The organism is Amycolatopsis sp. NPDC114484 (assembly GCF_055633755.1).
Map to the genome: position 1 here is coordinate 294,511 of NZ_JBVKDQ010000009.1, position 21,180 is coordinate 315,690.

Consider the following 21,180-nt stretch of genomic DNA (forward strand, 5'->3'; position numbering starts at 1 on the left):
GAAGGCGAGCGTCACGGCGAGGTTTTTCCCGGGCACACAGCGTTGCCGGTATAGTAATACCGGTATAGCAATACTTGGGGAGCTGCCATGTTCGAAGCCGCCGAACGCGTCCAGGTGCGTGACCAGCTGATCGCCGCGGCCCGGCAGGACGTGGACATCACTGGCGCCGCCCTGGTCGGATCGGCTGCTCGGGACGCCGAGGACCGCTGGTCGGACATCGATCTCGTCCTCCAGCTCGCGAAGGACGCGGACGAGCCCGCGGTCGTCGCACGCTGGACCCGATCGCTCGACGAGAAATTCGGAGTCGCCGACACCCTCGACGTGACCTCGCGCGAGGGCGTTCGCTACCGGGTCTTCCTCCTCGACTCGTCGCTCCAAATCGACTTGTCGTTCTGGCCCCACGATCTGTTCCGAGCCACCGAAGACGGCTTCCAGCTCGTTTTCGGTCAGGACAACGAGCCGACCAGTGCCCCGAAACCGAGCAGCGAGCAGGTGATCGGCCTGGCGTGGCTGTACGCGTTGCATGCCCGCTCGGCCATCGCTCGCGGGCGGACGTGGCAAACGGTCTTGATGCTCGACCACTTTCGCGAGCAGATCATCACGCTGGAATGCCTGCGGCACGGCGTGAATCCTTGGCACGGGCGAGAAGTCGACCGGCTGCCCGAGCCGGTGCTGGAGACGTTGCGGGACGGCCGGGCGGCGTCGGTCGGCTTGACCGAACTCGAACGCTCCCGGCTGGCTTTGCTTCAGCACTACCTGGCCGCCGTCGAACACCATGACGCGAAGCGGGCCGCCGCCCTTCGGCGTGCGTTCGATCAGCGCGGCGCGGGCGGCACTACCAACTGCTGACAGCCCGCCGCGCGCTTGCCCGCCGCGGACAGGGCTGGCGTCGCGTCCAGGCCCTTGAGGACGTCGAGCCGGGAAATCTGGTCGATAGCCGATTTCGCGTCGTCCAGCGCCGCTTTCACCGCGTCGGGATCGGCGGCCGCGTCGAGTTTGCCGCGTACCTGATCGGCCTGTTGCCGCACCGAGGTGAACTGGCCGAGCAAAGCCGTGCGCGCCGGTTCGCCGCCGGGCAGCGGCGCGGGGCCGACCCGGTGCAGCCCGGACACGGTCTGGTCGATGCCGGTGACGACCGACGCCAAGAGATCACTGGACGTGCGCGTGGCCCGCGCCGACGAACTCGGGTCGATCGAAGGCAGATTCGCCAGTGCGCGAACCAGATGCGTGACCGCGCCGCAGTATCCGTCGGCCCATTTCGCGGCCGGATCGAATTGGCCCGCCGCCTCCGCGTGCCCGCCGGAGGAGACCTGCTCAGCCGGTGGCGGCGGTTGCCCACAACCGGTCAGCCCGATGCCGATTCCTGTTGCCAGCGCGGCTAAACCGGTCCACCGCGGCCGCACTCGCACCACTCCTCCGCCTCGAAATCCGTGTCCCGGCCACGGTACCGACCCGCCAGTAGTCCGCAACTCGCCCCGGGCCGTGGACGCGAACGGGCCCGGCACGCACAAGGCGTACCGGGCCCGAATGGAGCAACGCGTCAGGCTTTCGCCTCCGCCGGAGTCTCCGCCATGACACTGCCGCGCCGCTTGGACACGACGATCGCCGCGACGATCACCGCGACCGCGACCACCGCGATCACGATCCGCCACGTGGTGTCCGCGCCGCCGCCGAGCGTCAGCGTGACCACCGCGGGCGCGATCAGCACCGAGACCAGGTTCATGACCTTGATCAACGGGTTGATCGCGGGACCGGCGGTGTCCTTGAACGGGTCGCCCACGGTGTCGCCGATGATCGTCGCCTCGTGCGCGTCGGAACCCTTGCCGCCGTGGTTGCCGTCCTCGACGAGCTTCTTGGCGTTGTCCCAGGCCCCACCGGAGTTGGCGAGGAAGATCGCCATCAGCGTGCCGGTCGCGATCGCGCCCGCCAGATACCCGGCGAGCGCACCCGTGCCGAGGCCGAAACCGACCGCGATCGGCGCGAAAACGGCCAGCAGACCCGGCGTCGCCAGCTCCCGCAGCGAATCGCGGGTGACGATGTCGACGACCCGGCCGTACTCGGGCCGCGTGGTGCCCTCCATGATCCCGGGGATGTCGCGGAACTGGCGGCGCACCTCGTACACCACCGCGCCGGCGGCACGAGAAACCGCGTTGACCGCGAGACCGGAGAAGAGGAACACCACTGCCGCGCCGACGATGATGCCGACCAGCGTGTTCGGGCTGACCACCTGATTGACGAACGAGGTCACTGTGGTGACCGCGCCCTCGCCGCGTTCGGCGACCGTTTTTGCGATCGCGTCCGAATAGGACCCGAACAGCGCCGTCGCCGCCAGCACCGCGGTCGCGATCGCGATGCCCTTGGTGATGGCCTTAGTGGTGTTGCCGACCGCGTCGAGCTCGGTGAGGATCTGCGCGGCCTTCTCGTCGACGTCGCCGGACATCTCGGCGATGCCCTGCGCGTTGTCCGAGACCGGGCCGAAGGTGTCCATCGCGACGATGACGCCGACGGTGGTCAGCAGGCCGGTGCCGGCCAGCGCCACCGCGAACAGCGCGACGCCGCCGCCGAGCAGGTAAGCGCCGAACACAGCAGCGGCGATCACCAGCGCGGTGTACACAGCGGACTCGAAACCGACCGAGATACCGGACAGGATCACTGTCGCCGCACCGGTTTCCGACGTCTTGCCGACGTCCTGCACCGGCTTGTGCTCGGTGCCGGTGTAGTAGCCGGTGATGCGCAGGATCAGCGCGGCGAGCACGATGCCGATGATCACCGCGACCGTCGCGATCACCGCCGGGTTGCCGGTGTTGTGCGCGTAGCCCTCGCCGAACTCGGCGAAGCTGCTCGGCAGGTAGATGAACGCCGCGACCGCCGACAGCACCGCGGAAATGACCGCGGAGATGTAGAACGAGCGGTTGATCGTGACCAGACCGCCCTCGCCCGGGCGCGCCTTCGTGATGTAGACGCCGATCACCGCGGTGATCACGCCGATAGCGGGCACGATCAGCGGGAAGATCAGGCCGGAGGCACCGAACGCGGAGCTGCCGAGGATCAGCGCGGCCACGAGCATCACCGCGTAGGACTCGAAGAGGTCCGCGGCCATGCCCGCACAGTCGCCCACGTTGTCGCCGACGTTGTCGGCGATCGTCGCGGCGTTGCGCGGGTCGTCCTCGGGGATCCCCTGCTCAACCTTGCCGACGAGGTCAGCGCCGACGTCGGCGGCCTTCGTGAAGATGCCGCCGCCGACTCGCATGAACATGGCGATCAGCGCCGCGCCGAAACCGAAGCCCTCCAACACCTTTGGTGCCTGGCCGGTGTAGACGAGCACCACGATCGCCGCGCCGAGAAGGCCGAGCCCGACGGTGATCATGCCGACCACGCCGCCGGTGCGGAACGCCACGCGCATCGCCGTCTCGCGACCGCCTTCCTCGCGCGACGCGGCGGCCACGCGCAGGTTCGCCTGCGTGGCCAGCCACATGCCGAGGTAGCCGATGGTGAACGAGAAAATCGCCCCGACGAGGAAGAAGAGCGACCGGCCGATCCGTTCGCTCCAGTCGTCCGCGGGAAGTGCGAACAGGAGCAGGAACACGATCACGCCGAAGATGGCGAGGGTGTTGCGCTGCCGCTTCAGGTATGCGGCCGCACCTTCCTGCACTGCCTTCGCGATGTCCTGCATCTTGGCGGTGCCCTGGCCCGCGGCCAGCACCTCCTTGAGCAGGACGTAACCGATGGCCAGTGCGACAAGGGCGACCACGGCGACCACACCGACGATGGTGTAGCCACCCCCGGTGAGCGTGATACCGCCCTCCGCGAGGAACTGCCGGGACATTCGTCCTCCTGGGAACGCCGTCTGGCCAGCGCGGGCCCGTCGTACCCGGCGCGCCTGCACTGGCGGGGATCTGTGCCGAAGGACACGCTAGCCGTGCAAGCAATGCACGTCTCACATGACGCTCGCCACAGTGGGTGTGGATCGAGGGAGTGTATTGGTAGTGATCTGCGCGTCCGCAATGCGTCCCGGCGACAGCACGTTCGGTAACCTTGTGTGATTGGTCACTGGATCGATCTCGGCCAGGTTTTGTCGGTGCCCTGTGCGAAGCTTCGGCACGTGGTGGGAGAGCGAGGACGGAGGCTGCTGGACCGGGTCACAGCGGGGATCCCGGCGCACGAGAATCCGGTCACGCACGTGTCCCGGTTGCCGGAACGCGCGGCCCGGCACGAGCCGTGGCCGGAGTGGGCGGAGTCGTCGGTGGTGGCCGCGTTCGGCGCGGCCGGAATGAAGAAACCGTGGCGGCACCAGGTCGAGGCGGCTTCGCTGGCCCATTCGGGCGCGCATGTCGTGGTGTCCACCGGCACCGCGTCCGGGAAGTCGCTGGCGTATCAGCTGCCGGTGCTCAGCGCGCTGGCCACGGACGCGCGGGCGACCGCGCTGTACCTGTCGCCGACGAAGGCGCTCGGCGCTGATCAGCTGCGCGCGGTGTCCTCTTTGGACGTCCCGGGCGTACGAGCCGCGGCGTTCGACGGCGACACCCCGATGACAGAGCGCGACTGGGTCCGCGCGCACGCGAACTGGGTGTTCAGCAACCCCGACATGCTGCACCGCGGCATCCTCTCGGCGCACTCCCGATGGACGCAGTTCTTCCGCCGGTTGCGGTACGTCGTGGTCGACGAATGCCACAGCTATCGCGGCGTCTTCGGCTCGCACGTCGCGCTGCTGCTGCGCCGCCTGCGCCGGGTGGCGGAGCATTACGGCGCTTCACCGGTGTTCGTGCTGGCTTCGGCGACCACCGCCTCGCCCGCTTCCTTCGCCACGCGCCTCACCGGGGTGGAGTGTTCGGCGGTCACCGATGACGCGTCTCCGCGCGGGGCGCGCACGGTCGCGCTGTGGGAACCGCCGCTGCTTGACGAGCTGACCGGGGAGAACGGCGCGCCTGTCCGCCGTCCGGCTGGGGTCGAGACCGCGCGGATTCTCACCGAGCTGGTCGTCGAAGGCGCGCGATCGCTGGCTTTCGTCCGCTCCCGTCGCGGTGCCGAGTTGACCGCGCTTGGCGCCCGCCGCCTACTGTCCGAAGTGGACCCTCGGTTGGCGGATACCGTTGCCGCGTACCGATCCGGCTATCTCCCCGAGGAGCGTCGGGCCCTGGAACAAGCCCTGCTCTCTGGCCGCTTGCTAGGCGTCGCGACCACGAATGCCTTGGAGCTGGGCGTCGACATCGCCGGCCTCGACGCCGTGGTCCTGGCGGGCTATCCCGGCACCCTCGCGTCTTTCTGGCAGCAATCCGGCCGCGCCGGCCGTTCGGGCGATGAGGCCTTGGTGGTCTTCGTCGCGCGAGACGATCCGCTCGACACGTACCTGGTGCACCATCCGGCCGCGTTGCTGGAACGCCCGGTGGAGACGGCGGTGCTGGACCCGACGAACCCTTATGTGCTGGGCCCGCAGCTCGCGTGCGCCGTCGCGGAGTTGCCGCTCACCGAACCAGAGTTGGAAACCTTCGGCGGCGACGCGGCCCGGGCGGTGCTGGCGGATCTGGCGTCGGAAAAGTTGCTGCGCCGTCGGTCGAGCGGCTGGTACTGGACCTCGCGCGACCGCCCGCACGTGGACGTCGGCATCCGCGGCTCGGGCGGCGACCAGATCGCGGTAGTGGAAGCGGACTCGGGCCGAATGCTTGGCACCGTCGACCCCGGCTCGGCCTGCTATTCGGTGCACCCCGGTGCGGTGTATTTGCATCAGGGGTCGTCGTATGTCGTCGATGAGCTGGATTTGGAGACGGGACTCGCGCTCGTGCACGCGGAGGATCCGGACTGGACGACTTCGCCGCGCGAGATCGTGGACATTTCGGTGCTGTCGACGGAAGAACAGTGCCGCCACGGCGGGGTGACGGTGTGCCTGGGCGAGGTAGCGGTGACGTCGCAGGTGGTGGGGTATCTGCGGCGGCGGCCATCGGGTGAGGTGCTGGACCATACGCCGCTTGACCTGCCGGAACAGAGCCTCCACACGAGGGCGGTTTGGTACACAATTTCGGGCGACCTGCTGGAATCTCCGGCTGGGGGTGGCCGGGGTTCGGTGGCGGGCTCGCGGGGCGCTGGGGATCTCGGTGGAGTCACTGCGGGGTCGGCGGCCGATGGGACGGACGGCGGACCGGCGGGGGCTGAGGGCACGGCACCGGTTGCCGGGAATCTCGGCCGAGTCGGTGGGGAGTCGACGACCGGTGAAGGGGCTGGAGAGCCGGTGGGGACCGGGAGTTTGTCGCCGGACTCTGCGGAAATCGGCGGGACCGCTGCGGGGTCGGCGGACAGCAGTGCGGTTGGCGAGCCGGCGGGGGCCGGGAGCGCATCGCCGACCGCCACGGGAATCGGCGGAGCGGCGGCCAGTCGTGCGGTTGGAGAACCGGTGGGGGCCGGAAGCACGTTGCCGACCGCCACGGAGATCACCGGGACCGCTGCGGAATCGGGGACCAGCCGTGCGGCTGGCGAACCAGTCGAGACCGGAAGCACTTCTCTAACTGCCGCTGGAACCGGCGGAGCCGCTGCGGGGGCAACCGTTGGAGAACCGACCGGGAGCGCTTCGCCGACCGCCACGGGAATCGGCGGGGCCACTGCGGGGTCGGCGACCAGTCATGCGGCTGACGAACCAGTGGGGACCGGAAGCACATCGCCGACCGCCACGGGAATCGGCGGGGCCACTGCGGGGTCGGCGACCAGTCATGCGGCTGACGAACCAGTGGGGACCGGAAGCACTTCGCCAACCGCCGCTGGAATCGGCGAGACCGCTGCGGGGGCAGCGGCTGAAGAACCGGTGGGGACCGGGGGTGCCTCGTCGGTTGTCGGGGTAACCGGCGAAGTTTCGGGCGATCCGGCGGCTGGGCGGGGGCCCGGTGCCGGAGTGGAACTCGGTGTTGCGGTGGGGCCGGTGGGGACCGGGGGTGCTGGCAGGGCACCGGGGGGCGCCGGTTTGCTTCCGGCGCGCGTCCCCGGTGCCCTGCATGCCGCCGAGCACGCGGCGATCGGCCTGCTACCGCTGTTCGCTACGTGCGACCGCTGGGACATCGGCGGGGTGTCTACCGCGTGGCACGACGACACCGGGGAGGCGACGGTGTTCGTGCACGATGGGCATCCCGGGGGTGCGGGGTTTGCCGACCGCGGTTATGCCGCGATTGTCCCGTGGCTGGCCGCTACGCGGGAGGCGATCGTCTCCTGCGAGTGCCCGACGGGCTGCCCGTCCTGCGTCCAGTCGCCGAAGTGCGGGAACGGCAACGATCCGCTGGACAAGGCAGGGGCGGTGGCCGTACTGGGAGCCGTGCTCGGGGCGTTGCGTCAGCACGGGGAACAGTGTGGCCACGGTGGAACGTGAAGACTGTCTTCGGTTGTCGCGTGCTGCCTGCCGGGGTGGAACCGGATCAGGCGGCGGTGCTCTCGACCAGCAGCGAGGCGTGCTCGTCGGCGAGGGCGCGGACCAGCACGTCCTGCACCTCGGCGGCGGGCGGCAGCTGCCAGCCGCACACCTCCGGCTTCACGCGCCAGTGCACGACACCGTGCTGGAACGGCGACGGAGGCAGCGGGATGTAGCTGTCCTTGCCGTGCCACTGCACGGAAATCTCGTCGGCGAGTTCGGCGGGAAGGTGCTCGGCGGGCAAGGTGAGGAACAGCCACCGGCCGTTCGGCATCGCGACGATCGGGGCGGGGTGCCCGATGGACCGCAGCAGCCGCGCGGCGCGCTTGCCCAGTTCCTGGTCGACCTCGACCGCGTCGAGCACGGTGCCGGTCGCCACGAGCAGGCTGTGCGTGCGGTCGCTGAACCAGCTGGCGACCTCGTGGGCGTGCGAGCCGACCAGCTCACGCCACTCGTCGCGCACCGGCATCGGCCGGCGCCAGGTCAGGTCGTCCCCCTCCGCGGTGATCGCTTCCGGGGTCGCCCCCGGGAGCACCGGCCAGCCGCGCCAGGCGAGGCCGATCGCCTCCGCACGCAGTTCGATGCGGAAGGCGTTCCGCCAGCTGTCCGGCCAATTCGCGTCCAACATTGCTTTCCTGCCTTCGAGGTCCGGTTTTCGCGCCGTCCGGGTCGGGGCCGTGGTGGCGCATGTCTCACTAAACGGCAAGTTGCACATTGCCGGGAAGACTCCACGCGACAACCGGCGGTTACCGAGCGATGAACGCCCAGTAGCCCACTGTCCGGCCGATAACAACGCGCCGATCACCGGCCGCTGACCCCGCCGTCCGACCCGCGAGAACGGGCCCACCACGGGATTCGACAGTTTCTCGCCTTTTCGCACGCGTGCTGGCGCATCCCGCAAAGCAGCCCGTTGACCTGGGGATTTAACCGTTCGGCGTGCGCCAGCGACCGCTGCTCGTGGCGTACGCCACTCGTCGCTGGTGCCGGAAAAGTCCGGACGGACGGGCTGACCCGGGGACCGGTCACCGGCCCGGCGCGCCGCCGATGAGCGGTTCCGGTGGGTGACCGGAACGCCGTTTACGGCGGCGCACGGTGACGGGGCGGGAGGGGTGCGCGGGGGCGGTTGGCAGGTTGCAACTCCTTTCGGTCGGGGTGGGAGAGGTCGGGTCGGTGTTGGTTCGGGGGGCTGGTCGGCGGGCTGGTGGTGGGGTCGTTGCGGCAGACCGCGTACCGGTCTCGTAGTGGCAAATCGGGCAGGTTCGGAGGCAGCCCACCTCGGCCAAGCGACCGACAGCTGGCCCCGGGCGGGCCTGGAGCGGTTGCCCGGTTAGGCAGACAGGTCCGCCGGGCTAGCAGGCGTCTAGCCGGACAGGCCCGGAACGGGTTCCCGACCAAGGAGGCTCGCCTGATGGGCCGGTGAACAGGCAGGTCCGCCAGGCCAGCAAGTGCCTAGTTGGGCAGGCCCGGAGCGATCGCCCGGTCAGGAGGTCCGCTTACTGGGCCGGTCAGCAGACAGGTCGGCTAGGCCCGCAGATGCCCAACCGGGCAGGCCCGCAGCGGTTTCCCAGTCAGGGAGGTTCGTCTACTGGGCCAGCGCGGGCTTTCGCGGTTGGGGTGGGCAGGCCGGGGATCGGGGCGATGGTGGCGCGGACTTCGATGTAAGCGTCGCGGTCGTGCCAGCGGCAGCTTGTCATCACGGCACGTTCGTGGTCGGCGACCTCTTGGGCTCGGGCGCAGGCGTTGGTCGGTCCGGCGGCGGCGTGGGCGGCCGCGGCCAGTGCGCCTAGGTCGGCGGCGGCTTCGGTGCGGTGGCGGGCGGTGATGGCCGCGGCTAGCCACCACACCAGGACTGTCAGGGCGATCAGGGTGGTTGCGGCCAGGGCCGTCCAGATCGTGGCGACGCCCGCGTCGGCTGGTTGTTCTTGGGTCATGAGGTTGAGCCTGGTTCGACGATGGCGTAGGCGGTTGCGCTCAGGCGGAGGGCCGCCAACGTGTCAGTGGTTACTTCGGCGGTGAGGCCGTCGCCGGTGCGGTGGATCGTGAGGTGCGCGCCGTGCGGGGCAATGGTTTGGACCACTGAGTCGGCGGCTCCTGGCTGTCCGGCCGCGGTGAGGCGGGCGGCTTCGCGGGCTGCGTCCAGGCATCGGAGGTGTCCGGCGATCGCGCTGGTTCCCGCGAGCAAGAGCGCCAGCACGGCGGTCAGCGCGCCCAGCGAAAGAGCGGCTTCCACCGTGACGAATCCGCCGTCCCGGCGACGGCTGGCCATCAGGTGGCCACCGTCAGGGCTTTTTGCACCAGTCCCGCCAACGCCGCGGAAACGGAGTCTCCGCTGAGCAGCACGTAGAGTGCCACGGCGAACGCTGCCGCGGCTACCGTGCCGATGGCGTATTCGGCGGTGGTGGTGCCCTCGTCTCCGGGCAAGAACCACATGGTCGGTTTCCCTTTCTGTCGTGGATGGGTTCACAGCAGGCCGCCGATTCGCCCGGCCAGGCCGAGCACCACCGGCAGCACGCCGAGGGCGAAGAACGCTGGCAGGAAACACAAACCGACCGGAAGGGCCAGGGCGACCCCGGCTCGTTCGGCGCGTTCTTCGGCTTCGACGCCCAGTCCGTCGCGGATGCGGCGGGCCAGGTCGGCCGCGGTCGAGGCGAGTGCTGCCCCGGACCGCGCGGTACGGGTGGCTGCGACTGCCAGTTCGGTGAAGCCTGGTCTGGCTCGGGTCGGTGCCCAGGAGGGGACTGGGTCAGCGCCTAGGGCTAGCAGGTTCGCTGTTGCGTGCAGGGCGTTTTCGGTGTCCGGCGGTGCGCCGGGTGCTACTGCTTCCAGGGCGGTGGGGACTGGCATTCCGGCGCGCAGGCAGGCGGCGAGCATGTCTAGGACGGATGCTGAGCGGAGTCGTTCCGAGGCGTCGTCAGGGTTTTTAGGGTGGCGGGAGCGGCGGAGGAGCCACCAGGCTCCTGCTCCGGTGGCTAGTCCTGCTGGGATTCCGATGAGGACGGTGGCGGACAGGCCTATGACGATTGCGGCGGCGGGGTGCCAGAGCTCTGGTCGTGGGGTTCGGTGTGGGCGGTTGGGTCTGGCCAGGTGTCGGGGTGGGGCGGAGTTGGGCCAGAGCAGTAGTGCGGCGGCGGTCAAGGCGAGACTCAGGGCGGTCATGGGGCGGCCTTGCGGTTGGTCAGGGCTCTGGACCAGGCGGTTCCTGCCCATAGCAAAGCTGCGCCGGTGACCAGGAATGCTTGTCCGATAAGGGTTTCGGTGAGGACGGTTAGCGGGTCGGCACCGATCAGCTGACCCATTGCCAGGCAGCCGACGGGCAGCACGGTGAGGACTATTGCGCTCATCCGCGGTCCGGCCATTTTTGCGTGCAGGCGGCGGGCGAAGGCGACTTCGGCGTCGACGTCTCGGCGGGTGGCGTCGAGGGCGTCGGCGATGGGCAGGCCGTGGCGGCGGGCGAGGTTCCAGGATTGGGCGAGAGCGGGGAGCGCGGGCGAGTCCAGGGTTCCGTCCAGGCGGGCGGCGGTGGAGAGGTTGTGCAGTTCTGCGGCTAGTTCGGGGACGGCGTCGGCGGCTGCTTCGGCGGCGGTTACTGGGTGGGCGCCGGCGCGGAGTTCGGAGACCATCGTGCGGAGGACGGTCGAGGTGCGTTCGGCGCGGACCAGGGTTTCGGCGGTTTCCTTTCTGCTGCGCCATTCCTGGCGTACGGCGAGGGTGAGCAGGGCGGTTGCTATCGCCGCGCCGATGCCGCCCAGGGGCAGGGCGACGGCGGCTGGGGCAAGCCAGAGGGACTGGCGGGGCGGGATGGGGAGGCGGAGGTGGATGCGGGGCGGCGGGAGCAGGCGGTTGGGGGTGGTGGGCCAGCACAGGATTCCGGTGCCTGCGCAGAGGAACGGCCATGCGGAGATCAACGGGGGCACCTCGATGCTGGGGCGGTTGGACGGGGGCGGGGTTGAGCGCGGTTATTGCGGGGGCTTTGCTTCGGGACGACGTTGGGGCTGGTGGCTGGGAGGGGAGTGCGTGTGCTCCGGGGCAGGCGCGGGGGTGGTTGGGGCGAGGGGCGACTGGTGAGTGGCTGCCCGGGGCAAGCACGGGAGCTGGCCGCAAATGCTGGAGGCAGTGCGCGGGGCTTGGGTCAGGCGGCGGGGTAGGACCCGGTTTTTGCTGGGAGGCAATGTGCGCCGGGGCGATCAGGGGACGGCGGGATGAGACGCGGTTCTTGCCGGGAGGCAATGTGCACTGGGGCGGCCAGGGGACGGCGGGATGAGACGCGGTTCTTGCCGGGAGGCAATGTGCGCTGAGGCGGCCAGGGGACGGCGGGATGAGACGCAGTTCTGCCGGGAGACAGTGCGCGCTGGGCGGTCAGACGGCGGTAGGGCGGGACGCGGTTCTTGCGGGAAGGGTTCGCCGCGGGACGAAGTGGGGCGGGCGGGAAGGAGAGCGCATGTCCCGGGCTGGCGCGAGGTCTGTTGAGGGCAAAGGTTGACTGGCGAGTGGCTGCCCGGGCGAGCACGGGAGCTGGCCGCAAATGCACAGGCGGCGAGCGGCCGCGCGGGGAGCTAGTCACGAGCTGGATCCGGGAGTAGTCAGGGCAGTGAAGAGGGAGCGGCGGCTCGTCCAGTGGCCGTCGCGCCAGACGGGGTGGGTTTTTACTTCTCCGTGGTAGCGCTGGAGTACCGCGACTTCCGTCAGGCGGCGGCCAGCGGTTGTTCGGCGCATGTGCAGGATTACGCGCACTGCTGCGGCTAGTTGGCTGTGCAGGGCGTCTCGGGAGAGACCGCCTAGGGCGGCTAGTGCTTCCAGGCGGGCGGGGGCTTCTGCGGGGGAGTTCGCGTGCAGGGTGCAGGCACCGCCGTCGTGGCCGGTGTTCAGGGCGTTCAGCAGCGAGCACACTTCCGCGCCGCGGACTTCGCCGACGATCAGGCGGTCTGGGCGCATTCTCAGGGCTTGGCGGACCAGCTCTGGGAGTTCTACGGCACCGGCGCCTTCTACGTTGGCGGGGCGGGCGACGAGGCTCACGAACTGTGGGTGGGTCGGGCGTAGTTCACCGGCGTCTTCTACGCAGACGATTCGTTCGGTCGGGGCTACCGCGCCCAGCAGGGCGCTCAGGAGGGTCGTCTTTCCGGCACCGGTGCCGCCGGTGATGAGGAAGGCTAGGCGGTGCTTGAGGATTGCTTCGAGGATGCTCCGGGCGGTTGCGTCGATGGAGCCGTGTGCTTGTAGTGCGGCTAGGTCGTGAGTCACCGGGCGCAGGACGCGCAGCGACAGGCAGGTGCCGTTTGCGGCGATGGGCGGCAGTACGGCGTGGACGCGGATTCGGCCTTGGCGGGCGGGGAGCCAACCGTCTACGTACGGCTGGGCGTCATCTAGTCGACGGCCTGCGGCTAGGGCTAGGCGTTGCGCCAGGCGACGGACGGCGTCCTCGTCGGGGAAGCGGATTGTCGTGTGGGTTAGGCCAGCGGGGCTGTCGGTCCATACTTGGTCGGGGGCGGTGACCAGGACGTCGGTGACGGTGTCGTCCTCCAGTAACGGGGCTAATGGGCCTGCGCCTACGAACTCGTCTCGGGCTTGGCGAACGGCGGCGAGCACTGCGTCGTGGCTTAGGGCTCCGCCGGCTTCCGCGCGGACGGCTTCGGCTAGGGCGATCGGGTCGGTGCCTCGGCTTTCGCCGGCCAGGCGGTGGCGGACTCGTTCTACTAAGTCGGTCGTCATCTATGCGGCCTGTGCGAGGGGAAGGGGACGCAAGTCCGCCAGTACGGCGCGGGCGGCGGTGGCCAGTGCGCCCTTCGGGGGCAGGTCGAACTCGCCGGATTCCAAGGTGGTGGCTACTCGGCGTTCTGGCGGCACGGAAGCGATCACCGGTGGACCCAGCATGCCTGCGGTTTGCGAGGCTGAGACGCCGTCGATGGGGTGTCCACTTGCGACGATCGCGAACCGCTCAGTGTGCGGGCGGAGGTGGTTCAGGACCTGTTTCGCCGCCATGCAGGCGCGGAATTCGATGGGAACTACCAGCACGACCAGGTCGGCGGAGGAGGCTACGGAGACTGTGCCTTCGTCGAAATGGCGGGGCAAATCGCAGACGACGGTGCGGCCGGCGCGGCTGCCCGCGGCCACGATGGCGGACAAGGCTCGTGGACTCGGGCCGTCGCCGGAACGTCCGCAGGACAGCACGGGGAGTTTGCCGCGACTGGGAAGGGACGCGAGCAGAGAAGGGACGGAGACCCGGCCGGACAGCCGGACTTCCGGCCACCGCAGGCCTTTCGTGTGTTCTAGGCCCAGCGGGAGATCCAATCCGCCGCCTAGCGGGTCGCAATCGACTAATAGCGCGGAGCCGGTGCGGGCGGCTTCTACGGCAACCGCGGCGGCCAGTACGGAGGTACCGGAACCGCCTCGGCCGCCAACGAAAGCTACTACTGGGCCTGGGGATTCGGCTGGTGCGTCGGTGACATCGGCGAACGCGCCGGTCAGGCCTGCTTCGTCGTCGGGCAGGCTGAAGACGCGGCGAGCGCCTAGTGCGGCCGCTCGGCGCCACGTCTCTAAGCCGGGTGCGCCTTTGCAGACGAGTACGACGCTGTCACGTGGTGGCATTGGCGGGCTGTCGACAGCGATGTCCTCGTCCAGCACTACAAGTGGAGCGCGCGTCCATCGTCCGCGTGCGGCGGCTAGGTCTGGCGCGTGGTCGAACTCGCAGCCGACTACGGCGGCGACGCGGCGGATCTCTTCGAAGACGGCTCCCTCGCCGGATACGACGAGCGGTTGTGCGGTGGCCATGTGCCCCTCCCCTTGGTCTCGTGGGCCGGACTTCCACCGTCGCTCGCCGCCGGACCGCGCGGCAATGCCCACTTTTCCGTCCTGTGGATAACCCGGGGGTTGTGGACAACCAGAGGGGCGAAATCGATCCAGAACCGCCGGAGTGTCCGCCCGTACCGGACAATGCGCGGCCCGCGCATTCGGTCGAGAAAACGATTGCTGCGGAGAACCTCCGGAAAATCAAGTGAAAAGAAGTAAATTTGCCGTACCGGGACGAGTAACCAGTGCGACGGCAGGATAAAACGCAGAAAAGGTAAGCGCGCGGTTAATTGATCTTGCCCGCGAGGCGCGCGGCGAACGACCGGAACAGCCCAGGTCAGGGCCGAAAACGCAGGCCACGCAACGGTTTTCGGGGCAGACCTGAAAATTGTTCGGCGCTCGGGAAACGGGGAGAATAGAAGGCGGCCCTCGCCAGGGGGGAGGGACGAGGGCCGCCAGGGGTTCAGCCCCGGGGGGTCGGACTGAACCAGCCCGGTTCACGACCGGGTCTGTTCACTGTAACTCCGTTAGCTATGAGTTGGCTGTGTGAGTGACACATACGATTCGATAACGGCACCCGAGGCCGTAAGCAGGCCGATGTCATCGATTTTCCGGCCGCCGCCACGACCGGTGTGCTGCCAACAACACGGCCCGGTACGCCTATCCTGATCACGTGGCCGAACCCCGCAGCGAAGACGCACCCCGGCGCGTAGCCGCCTTCTTCGATCTCGACAAGACGATCATCGCGTCGTCCAGCGCGCTCGCGTTCAGCAAGCCATTGCTGCGCGAAGGACTGATCAACCGTCGCGCAGCGCTGCGAAGTGCTTACGCGCAACTGGTTTTCTCGCTCGCCGGCGCGGACGCGGACAAGACCGAGCGGATGCGCGCCGAGGTTTCCGCGCTGTGCGCGGGCTGGGATGTCGCGCAGGTTTCCGCGATCGTGCGCGAAACATTGCACGACGTAGTCGATCCGCTCGTCTACGTAGAGGCGACCGACCTCATCGCGCAGCACCTCGCCGACGGACACGACGTGATCGTGCTTTCCGCGACCGGCGAAGAGGTCGCCGCGCCGGTCGCCGAGATGCTCGGCGCGACCCGATGCGTCGCCACTCGCATGGAGATCGTCGGCGGCCGCTACTCCGGCGAGGTCGATTTCTATTGCTACGGCGAGAACAAAGCTGTCGCCGCGAAGCAGCAAGCCGCCACCTACGGCTACGACCTCGCCGACTGTTTCGCCTACACCGATTCCAGCACCGACATCCCCCTGCTGGAGGTGGTGGGTCACCCGCACGCGGTGAACCCGGACAAGCTGCTGCGCCGCACCGCGGAAGAACACGACTGGCCGGTCCTCGCGTTCGAGCGGCCGATGTCGCTGCGCACGCGGATCCCGGCCAAGTCCGCGGGCATGGTCGCGCTCGGCGTGGGCGCGGTGGCGGCGGGCGCGACCTGGTACAGCCTCAGCCGGCGCCGCCGGTCTCGCGGCGCCGGCGACTGAGCACCCGCACGGCGGTACCAATTCCGCGGTTTCCGCAGCTAGGTCCGTTGCTGAGGGTGGTGCTGTCACCGGATCGAGCCTCTGTACCGGTGCACCCGTACGCGCACTTGAAGTGACCGCGCTCACGGCGTAGAAAGTAGGTGCGGACGTTGATTCGGCCAGGACAGAGGTAGAAGAGAAGCCTCTGTCACCCCGGACAACCTCCGTGCGCGGACTCCGGGTACCCACGCGCAGCACGCCGCGGGAGGCTCGTCGTCTAGGGACTGCGTACCGGGACGCCGGACGCCGAGTCCATGAAGGTACGACCAGAGTTGCACGCTTGGTCGCCCGAGATGTTCGCGCTGATTGGCGGCGCCCGTCGGCCGAGGCCGACGGGCGCCGCCAGTGTTATGTCCGCCCAAGGCATATTCACGCCCCCCGCGGCGGACCGAGCGAGGCTCGAAGAAATCCGCACCGGGCGCCGTCCTCCCAGGTGAACCCTCCCGTTCCTGCGCTCGGCCGATGGACAACCCCGTATCGCGGTGAGTAGCTTCCCGATACCGGTGCTGCCCGGTGGACGCTTCACGACTCGCGTCCGCACCCGCGGCGGCACGCGACACTGGGAGGCAATTCGTGACGAACCGACTCGCGCGCACGCGGAGGATGCAGGTGTTCGCCGTTCCCCTCGCGGGGGTGCTCGCCGTCGGGGGGTTGAGTTCCTCGGCGTTCGCGGCGCCGAACCGACCGAAACAACCGCAGCAGACGCCCCAGCAGACGGCGGCGCAGGTCGACGCCGCCGCGGCACAGGCGCTGCGCGGCATGAGCCTGGAAGAAAAAGTGGGGCAGCTGTTCGTCACGTGGGTGAACGGCAAGTCCGCGGACGAGGTCAACCCCAAGAACCAGACCGACTTCGGCGTCGACACCGCCGCGCAGGCCGTGCAGAAGTACCACCTCGGCGGCGTCATCTACTTCAACAACACCAGCCGCGACAACTTCGACGACCCCACGCAGGTCGCGAAGCTGTCCAACGGCCTGCAGCGCGCCGCGATCTCCAGCGGCGCGCACATCCCGCTGCAGATCGGCACCGACCAGGAGGGCGGCACGGTCACGCGGATGGGCGCGCCGGCCACCGAGTTCCCCAACTCGATGGCCATCTCCGCGGGCCGCGACACCGGCAGCGCGACCAAGGCCGCCACGATCCTCGGCCACGAGCTGCGCGCGGTCGGCATCAACCAGGACTACGCGCCGGACGCGGACGTCAACTCCAACCCGGCCAACCCGGTGATCGGCGTCCGGTCCTTCTCCGGACGACCAGACCTGGCCAGCCGCTTCGTGACCGCGGAGGTCAAGGGCTACCAGGAATCCGGTCCGGCGAGCCAGACCGTCTCGTCCACCGCGAAGCACTTCCCCGGCCACGGGGACGCGGCGACCGACAGTCACACCGGGTTGCCGAAGATCAATCGCACCGAGGCGGAATGGCGGGCGATCGACGTGCCGCCGTTCAAGGCCGCGATCGCCGCCGGCATCGACTCGATCATGAGCGCACACATCCAGTTCCCGAGCCTCGACCCGTCGGGCGAGCCGGCGACGCTGTCGAAGCCGATCATCACCGGCAAGCTGCGCGGCGAACTCGGCTACAACGGCGTCGTGATCACCGATTCGCTTGAGATGCAGGGCGTGCGGGAACTGCACAGCGATGCCGAAATCCCCGTCCTGGCCCTGAAAGCGGGCGTGGACCAGCTGCTCATGCCGGTGCACCTGGACATCGCGATCAACGCCGTGATCGCCGCGGTGAAGTCCGGCGACCTGCCGACGCAGCGGATCGACCAGAGTGTGCTGCGGGTGCTGAAGCTCAAGCTGAAGCGCGGGATCCTGTACTCACCGTTCAACAATCCCTCCCAGGTCATGAAGAAGGTCGGCACGCCGGAACACCTGGCTACCGCCCAAGGCATCGCCGACCGGTCGGTCACCGCGATCGCCAACGACGCCGGAGTGCTGCCGCTCAAGCAGAAGCCGTCGACCGTGCTGGTCACCGGCTGGGGCGCGACCACGACGCAAACGCTTGCCGACCGCTTCACCGCACACGGCACGAAGGCGACCGCACTGGCCACCGGGCAGACGCCGACCGACGCGCAGATCGCCGACGCCGCTAACGCCGCGAAGCAGAACGACGTCGTCGTGGTGCTGACCAACAACCTCGGCGGATTCCCCTTGCAGGGCAAGCTTCTGCAGGCATTGATGGACACCGGCAAGCCGGTGGTCGCGGTCGCCGCGCAGATCCCGTACGACGCCGGGTACGCGAACCCGGTGCCGACCTGGCTCGCCACCTACGGCTACATCACGCCGTCGCTCGAAGCACTGGCCAAGGTCGTGCTCGGCGAGACGAAGCCCAGCGGGCAGCTGCCGGTCGACGTCCCGGCCGGGGCGGACGTGCACACCGTCAAATACCCCTTCGGACACGGGCTGACCTGGTGACTCTCAACCGCAGGAACTTCCTGTCCGTTCCGGCGCTCGCCGTCCCGGTACTGGCGAGCGGCTCGGCAGCGGCACAAGCGGCACCCGAAGCAGCACAACCCGAGCTGGCACGCCGGGTCCTCACCGGTGCCGAACAGCTCGCCGCGCAGGGCTGGCGTCCGCTCACCGGACGCAAGCTCGGCGTGCTGTCCAACCCGACGGGCGTGCTCGCCAGCGGCGACCACATTGTCGACTCGATGGTCGCGGCGGGCGTACGTCCCGTCGCGGCCTTCGGGCCGGAGCACGGCTTTCGCGGCAGCGCGCAAGCCGGTGGCTCCGAAGGCGACTACACCGACCCGCGCACCGGCATCCCCGTGTACGACGCGTACGGCGCTGACGCCGCGAAGCTCGCTTCGCTGTTCCAGAAAGCGGGACTGGACACTGTCGTCTTCGACATCGCTGACGTCGGCGCGCGCTTCTACACCTACATCTGGTCGCTGTACACGGCGATGGTCGCCGCAGCGAAGGTCAACGCGGCCTTCGTCGTCCTAGACCGGCCAAACCCCATCGGCGGACGACTGTCCGGCCCAGTCCTCGATCCGAAGTTCTCGTCCGGCGTCGGGCTGAAGCCGATCGCACAGCAGCACGGCATGACTGTCGGCGAGCTGGCGCAGTTCTTCGCCGCCGAGTTTCTGCCGGGCGAAGGCGTGAAGCTGGCGAAGCTCGAAGTCGTCCAGGTACGCGGTTGGCGACGCGACAGCTTCTTCGCCGACAGCGGTCTCCGTTGGGTTCTGCCGAGCCCGAACATGCCGACGCCGGACACAGCGCTCGTGTACCCGGGCACAGGCATGTTCGAGGGCACCGTGTTCTCCGAAGGACGCGGCACGACAAGGCCGTTCGAAATCATCGGCGCGCCCGGCCTCGACTGGCATTGGCGCGAGGAACTCGAGAAGCTCCGCCTGCCGGGCGCAGCGTTCCGCGAGATCTACTTCGTGCCCACCTTCGGCAAGTTCGTGAACCAGCCTTGCGGCGGCGTGCAGGTCACCGTCACCGATCCGCGGGCCTTCGACGCGATCAGCACCACCGTCTCGATGTTCGTGACGGCCAAGCGTGTCGCGCCCGACAAATTCGGCTGGCGACCGGACCACATGATCGACAAGCTGTCCGGATCCGCGCGGCTGCGCACCATGGTCGACGCCGGCGCCGGGGTCGACGAGATCACCGGCGCGTGGCGCGCCGAACTCGCCGACTTCGCCCGCAGACGCCGCGCCCACTTGATCTATCGCTGAGGAGAGCGGTCATGCGTGCTAGGAAAGTGCTCGTCGCGACGTTGGCCGTACTGGTCGCGGCCACGACGACCGCGGGAGCAGCGACAATCGACAACCGACACGGCGGCTTCGCCGGGCGCTTCGACCGTCCGCAGCACGGGTTCGCCCCGGCGAGCACGAAGCTGCGCGACGGCAGCCCGGGCGAGGTCAACCTCGATCCGCGGCCGATCCGCGACGCCGAGCAGTTCCTGAAGAGCTGGACGCAGCCGGACGCCAGCGGGCATCCGCACTTCTCCGGCGCGGTCGGCCTGCTCGCGCACGACGGCGTGATCGTGGACCGCTACGCCGTCGGCGGCGCGCTCCGGTACGCCGACGCCAAGGGCACCGAACTGCCGCCGGACCAGCAGGTCCCGATGCGCGACGACACCATTTTCGACATGGCGTCGATCTCGAAGCTCTTCACCTCGATCGCCGCGCTGCAGCTGACCGAACAGGGCAAGCTCGACGTCAACGCGCCGGTCGTGCGCTACCTGCCGGAGTTCGGCGTCAACGGCAAGCAGGACGTCACCGTGCTGCAGCTGCTCACCCACACGTCGGGCTTCGACGCCGACCCGTCACCGTCGCTCTGGGCCGGCTATCCGGACATCCCGTCGCGGCGCAAGGCCATCCTCGACAGCCCGCTCAAGAACGCGCCGGGCAGCACCTACCTGTACTCCGACCTCAACATGCTCACCCTGGGCCTGCTGATCGAGAAGCTGTCCGGCAAGCCGCTGGACCAGGTCGTGCACGACCGCATCAGCGCGCCGCTCGGCATGGTCGACACCGGCTACAACCCGCCCGCGTCGAAGCTCGCCCGGGTCGCCGCGACCGAGTACGAGACCACCCCGCCGCGCGGGCTCGTGCGCGGACAGGTGCACGACGAGAACGCCTGGTCGCTCGGTGGCGTCGCCGGGCACGCCGGCGTGTTCTCCACAGCCGGCGACATGGCCGTGCTCTCCCAGACCATCCTCAACGGCGGCAGCTACCGCGGGCACCGGATCCTGCGGCCGGACACCGTCACGAAGATGCTCACGAACTACAACCAGCGCTTCCCCGGCGACGAGCACGGGCTCGGCTTCGAGCTGGACCAGCCTTGGTACATGGGCGCGCTGGCGTCGCCGATCAGCGCGGGCCACACCGGCTTCACCGGCACCACACTGGTCATCGATCCGGAATCGCGGTCGTTCGCGTTGCTGCTCACCAACCGCGTGCACCCCACGCGCACCTGGGGTTCCATCAACACCGCCCGCCAGGTCTGGGCGACCTCGCTCGCGAAGGCGATGGCCGTGCGGCCGGTCGAAGGCCCCGACGCTTGGTACGCGAGCCTGGGAAACAACGGCGTCGCTACTCTCCGCACCCAACCGCTTCCAGCAGGTGCACCGCTGCGCGTGTCCTTCGCCGCCTTCGTCGACACAGAGGGCCCGAGCGACCCGTTACAGCTCGAATCGAGCACCGACGGGGTTAATTGGCAACCGGTTCCGCTCCAGGCCCGTGGCCCAGGTGCGCCGACCGGCGAGACGCCCTCGCTCGCCGGACACGGGCACCGTTCCTGGTGGCGGGTGTCCGCGGAGGTGCCCGCGTTTGCCGTTACCTCACTTCGGTGGCGTTACAGCACCGACCCGAACTACTCGGGACGGGGAGTTTCCCTCGATAGTGTGAAAGTCACCCAACGCGGCCATGTCGTTCTCGATGGTGAGCGGAACCCCTCGGAACTGGCCTCTTCCGGCTGGAATCTGAGCGCTCGGTAGCTGCCCCGCCGCGCATCGCGACCTGCGCGG

At 69.1% G+C, this 21,180-nt stretch carries 16 protein-coding genes; 6 read left to right on the forward strand and 10 right to left on the reverse strand.

Annotated elements, in window-relative coordinates; genetic code table 11:
• Positions 1-87 precede the first annotated feature (87 nt).
• On the forward strand, positions 88-849 hold the full coding sequence (locus ACZ7SW_RS23695; RefSeq protein WP_470232575.1) for a nucleotidyltransferase domain-containing protein: 762 nt from the start codon (positions 88-90) through the stop codon (positions 847-849).
• Here the strand turns inward: ACZ7SW_RS23695 and ACZ7SW_RS23700 are convergent.
• Positions 816-1,403 (reverse strand): hypothetical protein, encoded by a 588-nt coding sequence (locus ACZ7SW_RS23700; protein WP_470232576.1) that lies wholly within the window; start codon positions 1,401-1,403, stop codon positions 816-818. The two genes, ACZ7SW_RS23695 and ACZ7SW_RS23700, sit on opposite strands and share 34 nt — an antisense overlap.
• A 137-nt stretch (positions 1,404-1,540) precedes the next feature.
• A complete protein-coding gene (locus ACZ7SW_RS23705) occupies positions 1,541-3,826 on the reverse strand; it encodes a sodium-translocating pyrophosphatase (RefSeq protein ID WP_470232577.1) in 2,286 nt (761 codons plus the stop codon).
• 276 nt (positions 3,827-4,102) lie between these two features.
• On the opposite strand from ACZ7SW_RS23705, the gene ACZ7SW_RS23710 reads away from it, so the two are divergent.
• Positions 4,103-7,345 (forward strand): DEAD/DEAH box helicase, encoded by a 3,243-nt coding sequence (locus ACZ7SW_RS23710; protein WP_470232578.1) that lies wholly within the window; start codon positions 4,103-4,105, stop codon positions 7,343-7,345.
• A gap of 46 nt (positions 7,346-7,391) precedes the next feature.
• Here ACZ7SW_RS23710 and ACZ7SW_RS23715 read toward each other — a convergent pair whose 3' ends face one another.
• From ACZ7SW_RS23715 to ssd, 8 genes are all read right to left on the reverse strand, one after another.
• Positions 7,392-8,012 carry a bifunctional DNA primase/polymerase gene (locus ACZ7SW_RS23715; RefSeq protein WP_470232579.1) on the reverse strand — a complete coding sequence of 207 codons (621 nt, stop codon included), beginning with the start codon at positions 8,010-8,012 and terminating at the stop codon, positions 7,392-7,394.
• A 940-nt stretch (positions 8,013-8,952) separates the two neighbouring features.
• Positions 8,953-9,315: an Rv3654c family TadE-like protein gene (locus tag ACZ7SW_RS23720; RefSeq protein WP_470232580.1), complete on the reverse strand. Its 363-nt coding sequence runs from the start codon at positions 9,313-9,315 to the stop codon at positions 8,953-8,955.
• Positions 9,312-9,650 carry a TadE family type IV pilus minor pilin gene (locus ACZ7SW_RS23725; protein ID WP_470232581.1) on the reverse strand — a complete coding sequence of 113 codons (339 nt, stop codon included), beginning with the start codon at positions 9,648-9,650 and terminating at the stop codon, positions 9,312-9,314. The genes ACZ7SW_RS23720 and ACZ7SW_RS23725 overlap by 4 nt, the downstream gene beginning before the upstream one ends.
• Positions 9,650-9,814, reverse strand: coding sequence for a DUF4244 domain-containing protein (locus tag ACZ7SW_RS23730; RefSeq protein ID WP_344265646.1), 165 nt, complete (start codon positions 9,812-9,814; stop codon positions 9,650-9,652). The genes ACZ7SW_RS23725 and ACZ7SW_RS23730 overlap by 1 nt, the downstream gene beginning before the upstream one ends.
• Positions 9,815-9,844: 30 nt before the next feature.
• The gene (locus tag ACZ7SW_RS23735; protein WP_470232582.1) at positions 9,845-10,255 is read right to left on the reverse strand and encodes a type II secretion system F family protein; all 411 of its coding nucleotides are present in this window, start codon (positions 10,253-10,255) and stop codon (positions 9,845-9,847) included.
• Between the two features lie 281 nt (positions 10,256-10,536).
• A complete protein-coding gene (locus tag ACZ7SW_RS23740; protein WP_470232583.1) occupies positions 10,537-11,289 on the reverse strand; it encodes a type II secretion system F family protein in 753 nt (250 codons plus the stop codon).
• Between the two features lie 652 nt (positions 11,290-11,941).
• A complete protein-coding gene (locus ACZ7SW_RS23745; protein WP_470232584.1) occupies positions 11,942-13,090 on the reverse strand; it encodes a TadA family conjugal transfer-associated ATPase in 1,149 nt (382 codons plus the stop codon).
• Positions 13,091-14,149 (reverse strand): septum site-determining protein Ssd, encoded by a 1,059-nt coding sequence (gene ssd, locus ACZ7SW_RS23750; RefSeq protein ID WP_470232585.1) that lies wholly within the window; start codon positions 14,147-14,149, stop codon positions 13,091-13,093. It lies immediately after the preceding gene.
• Positions 14,150-14,840: 691 nt separating this feature from the next.
• On the opposite strand from ssd, the gene ACZ7SW_RS23755 reads away from it, so the two are divergent.
• The 4 genes from ACZ7SW_RS23755 (at position 14,841) to ACZ7SW_RS23770 (ending at position 21,150) form a co-directional block, all read left to right on the forward strand.
• A complete protein-coding gene (locus tag ACZ7SW_RS23755) occupies positions 14,841-15,662 on the forward strand; it encodes an HAD family hydrolase (protein WP_470232586.1) in 822 nt (273 codons plus the stop codon).
• A 642-nt stretch (positions 15,663-16,304) separates the two neighbouring features.
• Positions 16,305-18,116, forward strand: a complete 1,812-nt coding sequence (locus ACZ7SW_RS23760; RefSeq protein WP_470232620.1) for a glycoside hydrolase family 3 protein — start codon at positions 16,305-16,307, stop codon at positions 18,114-18,116.
• Entirely contained in the window at positions 18,113-19,384 is a 1,272-nt protein-coding gene (locus ACZ7SW_RS23765; protein WP_470232587.1) for an exo-beta-N-acetylmuramidase NamZ family protein, read from the forward strand. The genes ACZ7SW_RS23760 and ACZ7SW_RS23765 overlap by 4 nt, the downstream gene beginning before the upstream one ends.
• 11 nt (positions 19,385-19,395) lie before the next feature.
• Positions 19,396-21,150, forward strand: coding sequence for a serine hydrolase domain-containing protein (locus ACZ7SW_RS23770; protein WP_470232588.1), 1,755 nt, complete (start codon positions 19,396-19,398; stop codon positions 21,148-21,150).
• Positions 21,151-21,180 lie beyond the last annotated feature (30 nt).